Source organism: Streptosporangium sp. NPDC005286 (assembly GCF_040607515.1).
GTDB lineage: Bacteria > Actinomycetota > Actinomycetes > Streptosporangiales > Streptosporangiaceae > Streptosporangium.
The window spans coordinates 1-8,030 of the sequence record NZ_JBEXGU010000272.1; the positions used below are offsets into that span (position 1 = coordinate 1).

8 protein-coding genes are annotated in these 8,030 nt (G+C 70.1%); 2 read left to right on the forward strand and 6 right to left on the reverse strand.

The window, feature by feature from the left end:
- Window positions 1–16: 16 nt before the first annotated feature.
- The 3 genes from ABZU75_RS43985 to ABZU75_RS43995 all read right to left on the reverse strand — a co-directional run bounded on the left by ABZU75_RS43985 (window position 17) and on the right by ABZU75_RS43995 (window position 2,855).
- Window positions 17–676, reverse strand: coding sequence for an isochorismatase family protein (locus ABZU75_RS43985; protein ID WP_350929022.1), 660 nt, complete (start codon window positions 674–676; stop codon window positions 17–19).
- A 230-nt stretch (window positions 677–906) separates the two neighbouring features.
- The gene (locus tag ABZU75_RS43990) at window positions 907–2,073 is read right to left on the reverse strand and encodes an isochorismate synthase (protein WP_350960132.1); all 1,167 of its coding nucleotides are present in this window, start codon (window positions 2,071–2,073) and stop codon (window positions 907–909) included.
- 20 nt (window positions 2,074–2,093) lie between these two features.
- Entirely contained in the window at window positions 2,094–2,855 is a 762-nt protein-coding gene (locus tag ABZU75_RS43995) for a 2,3-dihydro-2,3-dihydroxybenzoate dehydrogenase (protein WP_350929026.1), read from the reverse strand.
- Between the two features lie 398 nt (window positions 2,856–3,253).
- On the opposite strand from ABZU75_RS43995, the gene ABZU75_RS44000 reads away from it, so the two are divergent.
- Window positions 3,254–3,463, forward strand: a complete 210-nt coding sequence (locus ABZU75_RS44000) for an MbtH family protein (protein WP_350960138.1) — start codon at window positions 3,254–3,256, stop codon at window positions 3,461–3,463.
- Between the two features lie 124 nt (window positions 3,464–3,587).
- Here the strand turns inward: ABZU75_RS44000 and ABZU75_RS44005 are convergent, their stop codons facing one another.
- The 3 genes from ABZU75_RS44005 to ABZU75_RS44015 all read right to left on the reverse strand — a co-directional run bounded on the left by ABZU75_RS44005 (window position 3,588) and on the right by ABZU75_RS44015 (window position 6,723).
- The gene (locus tag ABZU75_RS44005) at window positions 3,588–4,928 is read right to left on the reverse strand and encodes an RNA polymerase sigma factor (RefSeq protein WP_355568667.1); all 1,341 of its coding nucleotides are present in this window, start codon (window positions 4,926–4,928) and stop codon (window positions 3,588–3,590) included.
- 192 nt (window positions 4,929–5,120) lie between these two features.
- Window positions 5,121–5,498, reverse strand: a complete 378-nt coding sequence (locus ABZU75_RS44010) for a hypothetical protein (RefSeq protein ID WP_355568670.1) — start codon at window positions 5,496–5,498, stop codon at window positions 5,121–5,123.
- Window positions 5,499–5,547: 49 nt separating this feature from the next.
- Window positions 5,548–6,723 (reverse strand): AMP-binding protein, encoded by a 1,176-nt coding sequence (locus ABZU75_RS44015; RefSeq protein WP_355568673.1) that lies wholly within the window; start codon window positions 6,721–6,723, stop codon window positions 5,548–5,550.
- A 116-nt stretch (window positions 6,724–6,839) separates the two neighbouring features.
- On the opposite strand from ABZU75_RS44015, the gene menB reads away from it, so the two are divergent.
- On the forward strand, window positions 6,840–7,694 hold the full coding sequence (menB, locus tag ABZU75_RS44020; RefSeq protein ID WP_343978451.1) for a 1,4-dihydroxy-2-naphthoyl-CoA synthase: 855 nt from the start codon (window positions 6,840–6,842) through the stop codon (window positions 7,692–7,694).
- The last annotated feature ends 336 nt before the right edge of the window (window positions 7,695–8,030 follow it).

An 8,030-nucleotide genomic window follows, 5' to 3' on the forward strand; every position in this document is an offset into this window, starting at 1 on the left:
GGGCGCACCGCCCGGCTCAGCGGGCGGCGTGCGCGGCGGAGGCGGTGAGCAGCCGCCGGACGTGAACGGCGGCCAGGACCGCCGCGCACCGCTCGGCCGCGTAGGTCTGGGCCATCCTGTGGTGTTCGGCGGAGAAGTCGGCCACCCCGTCGGCGACGAAGAACACCTCCACGTCCCCCATGAAGGCATCGCAGGCCGTCATCAGGCAGCCGATATGGGCGTAGATACCGGTGACGATGAGCTGGTCGCGGCCCTGCTCGGCGAGCAGATCACGGAGCGGGGTGCGGTGGAAGGCGCTGTAGCGCCATTTGGTGAGCCGGATGTCGGCCGGACCTGGGGCGAGCGCGGTGACGATCTCCTGGGCGCCGGGGTCGGCACCCACTCCTGCTCCCCAGAAGTCCTCCAGCAGGCCACGCTGTGCCGAGGTCTGTCCGCCCGGCTGGGCCGAGTAGACCACCGGGACACCGAGCTGCCAGGCCGTCTCGCGGAGACCGATGATCGCCGAGACCAGCTCCACGATCGGCGAGGTTCCCGGCGCGAACGCGTTGACGAAGTAGTTCTGCATGTCGTGGACGAGCAGCACCGCCCGGCGGGCGTCCGGTGTCCAGGAGACGCGGTTGACCGGCATCTCGTCCTCACGGGGCATCGGATAGGGGGTGATGGTTGGTATGGCCACGGCTGCCTCTCCTTCTTACCTTGTGCTCGGCGTCCCGGCGTGTACGGGGGGTCGCCGGGGGCGTGAGTACGTCCTGTGGGCCTTGGCGGTGGTGGTTCGGGCGGTGGTGGTTCGGCTGGGTCTTCGCGAGCGGGAGCCGGTCGGGGATCTCGCCTGCGGCCGGCCCCGCCGCGGAAGGAGGGTCTTCGGCGCGGCCGGATGACCGGCGCCGGGCGGCCCGGTCGACCCCGTCACGTCTCCGGTCTCTCTCCGGGGCGGGGGTCGGCATCCAGGTCCAGGCCGAGGGCGTGCAGGAGGGTGCGGAACTTGGCGGAGGTTTCGGCCAGTTCCTCTTCGGGGACCGAGCCCGCCACGATCCCGCCGCCGGCGAACAGCCGGATGCCCGCGCCGGTCACCTCGGCGCAGCGGATCGCCACCGCCCACTCGCCGTTGCCCGAGGTGTCGCACCAGCCGACCATGCCGCTGTAGAAGCCCCGGTCGAAGGGTTCGATACCGGTGATCGCGGCGCGCGCCGCGGCGGTGGGGGTGCCGCAGACCGCGGGGGTCGGGTGCAGGGCGACGGCCAGGTCGAGCGCGGTGGTCCGGGGGTCGGCGAGCCGGCCGGTGATCCTGCTGGACAGGTGCCACATGGTCGAGGTGCAGATCAGTGACGGCTCGGACGGGACGCTCAGTGCCCGGCAGTGTGGGGCGAGCGCGGCGGCCACGGCCTGGACCACGACCGCGTGTTCATGCTGGTCCTTGGCCGAGCAGAGAAGTGCCGCCGCACGGCGGCGGTCCTCGGCGGGGTCGGCGCTGCGCGCGGCCGAGCCGGCCAGCGGGTTGGCGACGACGGCGGGACCGTCCCTGGAGACCAGTAGTTCCGGGCTGGCGCCCACCAGGGTCCGTCCGCCCGGCAGGTCGATGGCGAAGACGTGGCCGTGCGGATCGCGCACCGCCAGGCGCCGGACCATCGAGGCGACGTCGGCGGGCTCGGGCCTCGTCAGCTCCAGGGACCTGGCCAGCACCACCTTCTCCACCGATCCGGTGCGGAGCAGTTCCAGTACCCGCCGGACGCCTTCCAGGTGGCCCGCGGGTGTGGGGACGGGGGTGATCCGCCATGGCCGCGTGCTCTCCCTGCGTGGCGGCTCGCCGGGCAGGAAGGGGTCGGCCCAGCGGGTGCGCAGGGGAGTGACCAGGTGCGCCGAGGCGGGGTCGTCGAACGGGACCGCACCGAGGATCAGGTCGCCGTGCCCGCGTACGCTCTGGGCCAGTTCCCGCAGGGTGCGCACGGGGGGCAGCACGGCGGCGACGCCTCCGGCGAGGAGGGTGTGCCGGGGAGAGGAGAAGATCGATGAGGAGCCTGGCCGGTACTCGTCGAGAAGCTCGGTGGCGCTGACCGCCTCGTATGCGATAGTCAAAGCTGACCTTTCGGGGGATTTCATGCCCGGAGCGTGGCGCCGCCGTCCACGTACAGGTCTTGCATGGTGATGTGCCGGGCACGGTCCGAGGCGAGGAACAGCACCGCCTCGGCGATGTCCGAGGGATCGGCCAGCCGGCCCAGCGGAATGCCCACGCGGTAGGAGGACGGATCTCCCTCAAGCACGCTGCGGGGGTCGAGCCCCGCCTGCATCGCGGTGTCCGTCGATCCGGGCGAGACCACGTTGCAGCGGATGCCGTGGCGGGCGAGTTCCAGTCCGGCGCATCGGGTGAACATGACCGCGGCGGCCTTGGAGGCCGCGTATGCCGCCATGCCGACGCGCGGCACGCCCGCGGCGTTGGAGGCCACGGTGACGACCGTCCCGCGACCGCGGGGGATCATGCGGCGGGTCACGGCGCGGACGGCGTGGAAGACCCCGCCGGCGTTCACCGCGAACACGTGCTCCCAGTCATCGGTGCTCAGATCGGTCACCGCGCCGGTACGCAGCACGCCCGCGACGTTGACCAGGACGCCGATCGGTCCCAGTTCGTTCTCGACCCTGCTGACGACGGCGTCAACCTGGCCGGGGTCCCTGACATCGGCCAGGTGGCGGGCGATCGGCTCTGGCCGGCTCTCCCAGGGCTCGTCGCGCACATCGACTCCGGCCACGATCATCCCGGCACGGGCGAGAGCCGTCGCGACGGCGGCTCCGATGCCTCCCGCGGCGCCCGTGACAAGGGCCACCGCCCCGGGGAGGCCGGGATGGTCTTGCCTGTTGGTCACATACACCTCACTAAAATGTTTAGGTTAGCCTTACCTCACTTGCACCGTGTGTCAGGGGTGGGTCAGGTGGGCGTGGAAGGTGATCTGGTCATGATGATATGCCTCTTGACGTCGGCGTCAATAAGGGGAATCTTAGGTGAGGCTTGCCTAATTAAAACCTGTCTCAGGGGTCTCTCCGGTCACTCGTTCGGCGCCGTGGCCAGGTCTTCCTCCGAGAGTGCCGAGTGATCCTTCATCCGCGCCCCCGGATGCCTGGATCCGGGAGGGGAGCGACGGTCGTCACGTGTCCATCCGGCAGGTGACCTCCGTGCGCGTCGCTCGCCTCCCCTCCCTGAGAGGGGCACACGATTCCGATCTCCGGGCCAGCTGCCCGGGATGTTCCCCGCTGGAGGTATTCGATGACCAATCCGTTCGACGACGAGAGCGCGCCGTTCCTGGTGCTGGTGAACGCGGAGGGGCAGCACTCGCTGTGGCCCGCGTTCGCCGACGTCCCCGGGGGCTGGGAGGTCGCCCACGGTGAGGACTCCCGCGCCGGGTGCCTGGCCTACGTCGAAGGCTCCTGGACCGACATGCGCCCCAGGAGCCTTGTCAGCGCGATGGGCGGCTGAGCGCCGGACCCTTCGCGGCCCCGTGCGATCCTCGGGGTCGCGAGGGCCCTCGCGGCGGTCCGGGAGACGGCGAAGGGCGCCCTCACGGACCGGGAGGTCTCGCGGGGGCGCCCTTCGAGGCGGGTCAGCTGGCCCAGTCGAGCAGCGGGCGTGTGTTGCTGGGGTGGCGGAGCTTGGAGAGCGACTCCTTCTCCAGCTGGCGGATGCGCTCGCGGGTCAGGCCGAGGTGCTTGCCGATCTCGTCGAGAGTGTGGGGCTTACCGTCGATGAGGCCGAAGCGCAAAGCCATGATCTTGGCTTCCCGTGGGGAGAGGTTGCCGAGCACACCGCGCAACTGCTCGCCCAGCAGCTGGCGGTCGACGACCTCCGAGGCCTCGGGCGAGTCGATGTCCTCGATGAGGTCACCGATGGTGGTCTCGCCGTCCTCGCCGATGGTGGCGTTGAGGCTGATCGGCTGGCGGCTGGTGCGCAGCAGCTCCTCGATCTGGTCGGGAGTCTTGTCCAGCTCCACGGCAAGCTCGTCCGGCGTGGGCTCGCGGCCCAGGCGCTGGTGCATGTCGCGCTCGATGCGCGACAGCTTGGAGAGCATCTCCAGCACGTGCACCGGCAGCCTGATGGTGCGGGCCGAGTCGGCGAAGCCGCGCTGGATGGCCTGGCGGATCCACCACATGGCGTAGGTGGAGAACTTGTAGCCCTTGGTGTAGTCGAACTTCTCCACCGCGCGGATCAGGCCGAGGTTGCCCTCCTGGACCACGTCGAGCAGGGCCATGCCCCGGTCCGTGTACTTCTTCGCCACGGAGACGACCAGGCGGAGGTTGGCCTCCAGCATGTGGTCCTTGGCCCGGCGGCCGTCCTCGGCGATCCACTCCAGGTCGTCGCGCATGACCGTGGACAGGCCCGGCTCGGCCTCCAGCTTGGACTCGGCGTACAGGCCGGCCTCGATGCGCTTGGCCAGCTCGACCTCCTGGGCGGCGGTGAGCAGAGTGCGACGGCCGATCGACTTCAGATAGGTGTGCACGGAGTCGCCCATCACGGAGGAGTGGTCGTCCAGGTCAAAGGTCGACTCGGTCTCCGTCTCGGCCTCCGGCTCCTCCGGGGGGTTCCACTCGTCGTCCGCCTCCACCGCGGCGTCCTTGGCCTTGGCCTTGGCCACGGCCTCGGTCTTGGCCGACGCCTTCTTCGCGGGTGCGGGCTTCGCCTTGCGGGCGGTGCTCTTGCGGGTGGTGGTCTTCGCCGCCTTGGCGGTGGCAGGGGAGAGCACTGGCTCGTTCTCAGCGGCCAGGCTGACGCCGGCCTCGGTGAGCTCTCGCAGGATCGCCCTGCCCTCGGTGGGGCTGATGCCCGCCTCGGCGAAGGCGTGACGCAGCTCCGCGAGTGAAAGGTGGCCCTGAACTCGCCCTCGGTCAATGAGCTGTTCGAGGGTCGTCGGGGCTTCAGATGAGGCCGCCACGGCGGTCGGGGGCATGAGGACACCTCCTCCATCACGGAGTCGTCTGATTACGGTTTTCAGTCGTCGGGTGGGGCGGTCTGGGGCCGCTCGGCGCACCAGTACCAATAACCACAGCCAAGAACTTTCTGTTCCCGACTTGACTCGGAAAATATGATGGGTGGACCGTCCTCTCGGCGATCCACCCGCGTATGAGTGCCTGGTACGGCCCTATTCGGTCACGTCCGAGGAATCCTCGATCACGTCCAGAGGGCCCTCGACCATGGGCATCGGGAAGGGTTCGGCCTCCTCCATGCGGTGCTCCGTCCAGTAGCCGACGACCTTCTCCGGATCCGGGTTGACCTTCTCGGAGATCACATAGCCCTCCGAGGACGGGGGCGGTGCCGTCGGCGACGGCACCTGCGAGGGCGGGCCGCCCCAGGGCGAGGACGGGGCGGGGTCGTGCGGAGCGACCGGCACCGGCTCGCCCGATGTTCTCCCGGTCTTCCCGATGCCTCCCGCCGCGGCGGCCGCCGTGACGGAGATGCCACCGGCCAGGACCAGGCTCACGATTCCAGCCGAGACCCATGTCTTCCGGGTGACGTTCATCGAGATTGTCCTCCTGCTTCGGCTATCCCTTGGACGTGTGACAGCGTCTTCACGGTTCCCGGTCACGACCATAACGGAGAGTTTCCAGGTCCGGCTTGCCGTTGGCCAAAAGCGGTATTTCGGTCATTACGATCAGCTCGGCGGGGGCCGCGTAGGCAGGTAGCCGCTCCTTGGTGAAGGCGCGCAACTCGGCCAGGGACGGCGGGGCCTGCGAAACGACGAAGGCCACCACCCGCTCGCCCCACTCGGGATCGGGGCGGCCGACCACGGCGGCGTCGATGATCGCGGGATGCTCGGCCACCGCGGCGGCCACCGCCGCGGCGACGACCTTCTCGCCCCCGGTGTTGATGACGTCGTCGGCCCGCCCCAGCACGCGCAGCCGCCCGTCGTCCAGGGTGCCCAGATCCGAGGTGAGGAACCAGTCACCGTCGCGCACGGCCTCGGTGAGGCCGCGTTGGAGCCGGTAGCCGGAGAACAGCACCGGCCCGCTCAGGCGGATCCGGCCGTCGCCGCCGATGCCGACGCCCACCCCGTCGAGGGGCTCGCCGTCGTAGACGCACCCGCCGCAGGTCTCGCTCATGCCGTACGTGGTGACCACCCGTGCGCCGGCCGCGCGGGCCGCGTCGAGCAGGTCGGGGGGAGCGGCGGCACCGCCGAGCAGGATCGTCTTGAACACCGACAGATCCGCGTGGAGCAGGCGGCGCAGCTGGGTGGGCACCAGCGAGACATGGTCCGCACCGCTGGCGAGCACCGCCTCGGGGGAGAACCCCTCGTGCGTGATCGGCTCGGTCCCGCCCAGTAGCGACCTGACCAGAACCTGCAGGCCGGACACGTGGGAGGGGGGCAGGCAGCAGAGCCAGCGCTCGCTCGCCTCCGCGCCCAGGCGCCGCAGCGAGGCCGACGCCGAAGCCCTCAGCGCCTCGGCCGACAGTTGCACGCCCTTCGGAGTGCCGGTCGAACCGCTGGTGGCGATGACCACCGCCACCTCGGCGGGCACGCCGACGCCGTCCTCGCGGCGGACCCCGTCGACGTGGGTCGGGCGCAGCGCCTCCAGCGTCGCCCGCAGTGCGGGGGCGGGCAGGGAGGGGGAGAGGGGCAGGATGGCCGGGCCCTGGCCGTCCAGTGCCGAGCCGACGGCCCGGAACAGCTCCGGACCCGCCGCGGACACCACGGCATGCAGTTCTCGTTGCACGGAAAGCCACTCCTCGTGCACAGGAATGGTCATCACAGTCGTAAGGTTAGTGCCGAAAGCCGGACAACGGCCGGGGACGGCCCCGGCACAGCGGAGGGGGCGAAGCAATCGTGGGCACGGAGAGAGTCGAGCCGGGCGCGAACGAGCAGGTGGCGGCGGAGACGACTCCCGAGCGGGACGGTGCGGTCGACTGGAAGAGGTCCGGCCAGTACGAGGACATCGTCTACGAGACCGGCGAGGGCATCGCCAAGATCACGATCAACCGTCCGGAGCGGCACAACGCGTTCCGTCCGACCACGCTCTTCGAGCTCAAGGAGGCCTTCAACGCCGCTCAGGAGGACTCCGAGGTCGGTGTGATCATCTTCACCGGTGCGGGCGACAGGGCCTTCTGCTCCGGCGGCGACCAGAAGATCCGCGGTGACGACGGCTACGTCGACAAGTCCACTCCGCACGTGGGCAGGCTCAACGTTCTGGACCTGCAGGTCCAGATCCGCCGCTGCCCCAAGCCGGTCATCGCGATGATCGCCGGTTACGCCATCGGCGGCGGCCACGTGCTGCACGTGTGCTGCGACCTGTCCATCGCCGCCGACAACGCGGTCTTCGGCCAGACCGGTCCCAAGGTCGGTTCCTTCGACGGCGGCTACGGCTCCTGGCTGCTGGCCGAGACCGTGGGCCTGAAGCGGGCCCGCGAGATCTGGTACCTCTGCCGCCAGTACGACGCGCAGACCGCCCTGAACTGGGGCCTGGTCAACGCGGTCGTTCCGCTCGCCGAGCTTGAGGCCGAGACGGTCAGATGGGCCAGGGAGATGCTGGAGAAGTCGCCGCTGGCACTGCGCATGCTCAAGGGCGCGCTGAACGCGGTGACCGACGGTGCCGCCGGGATGCAGCAGTTCGCCGGCGACGCCACCCTGCTCTACTACATGAGCGAGGAGGCACAGGAGGGCCGCGACGCGTTCAAGGAGAAGCGCGCCCCCGACTTCGGCAGGTTCCCGCGCCGCCCCTAGGGGCAGCGAAGATCTGAACGGGTTCGGTCCCGAGGCGCACCGTCCCGCGTAGGCGAGGCCGGTTTCGCGCGCCTCGGGATGGACCTACCCCCCCGGGGTGCGGAGTCAAGGAGGCGATGCGGTCAACGACCCCCTCCTGAAGGAGGGGGCTTGAGGCGCGGTAACGCGCTTTGAAGCCCCGCGTTGACCAGCCCTGGCCGTCAGCTCAAGGAGGTGCGTTTTGATGGCCACGTTGAACACGAGATCGCAGACCCACCGGCGGGTGCTTCCTCAGCCTGCCGCTCTGGAATCCGTGGGAGCAGACACGCCCGAGGGTGGGCACGAAACGGCTCACGG

Excerpts from the sequence above, each read along its gene's own strand:
- ABZU75_RS44000 (WP_350960138.1), top strand. The coding sequence starts at position 3,254 with ATGACCAATCCGTTCGACGACGAGAGCGCGCCGTTCCTGGTGCTGGTG.
- ABZU75_RS44005 (WP_355568667.1), bottom strand. The coding sequence starts at position 4,928 with ATGCCCCCGACCGCCGTGGCGGCCTCATCTGAAGCCCCGACGACCCTC.
- ABZU75_RS44010 (WP_355568670.1), bottom strand. The coding sequence starts at position 5,498 with ATGAACGTCACCCGGAAGACATGGGTCTCGGCTGGAATCGTGAGCCTG.
- ABZU75_RS44015 (WP_355568673.1), bottom strand. The coding sequence starts at position 6,723 with ATGACCATTCCTGTGCACGAGGAGTGGCTTTCCGTGCAACGAGAACTG.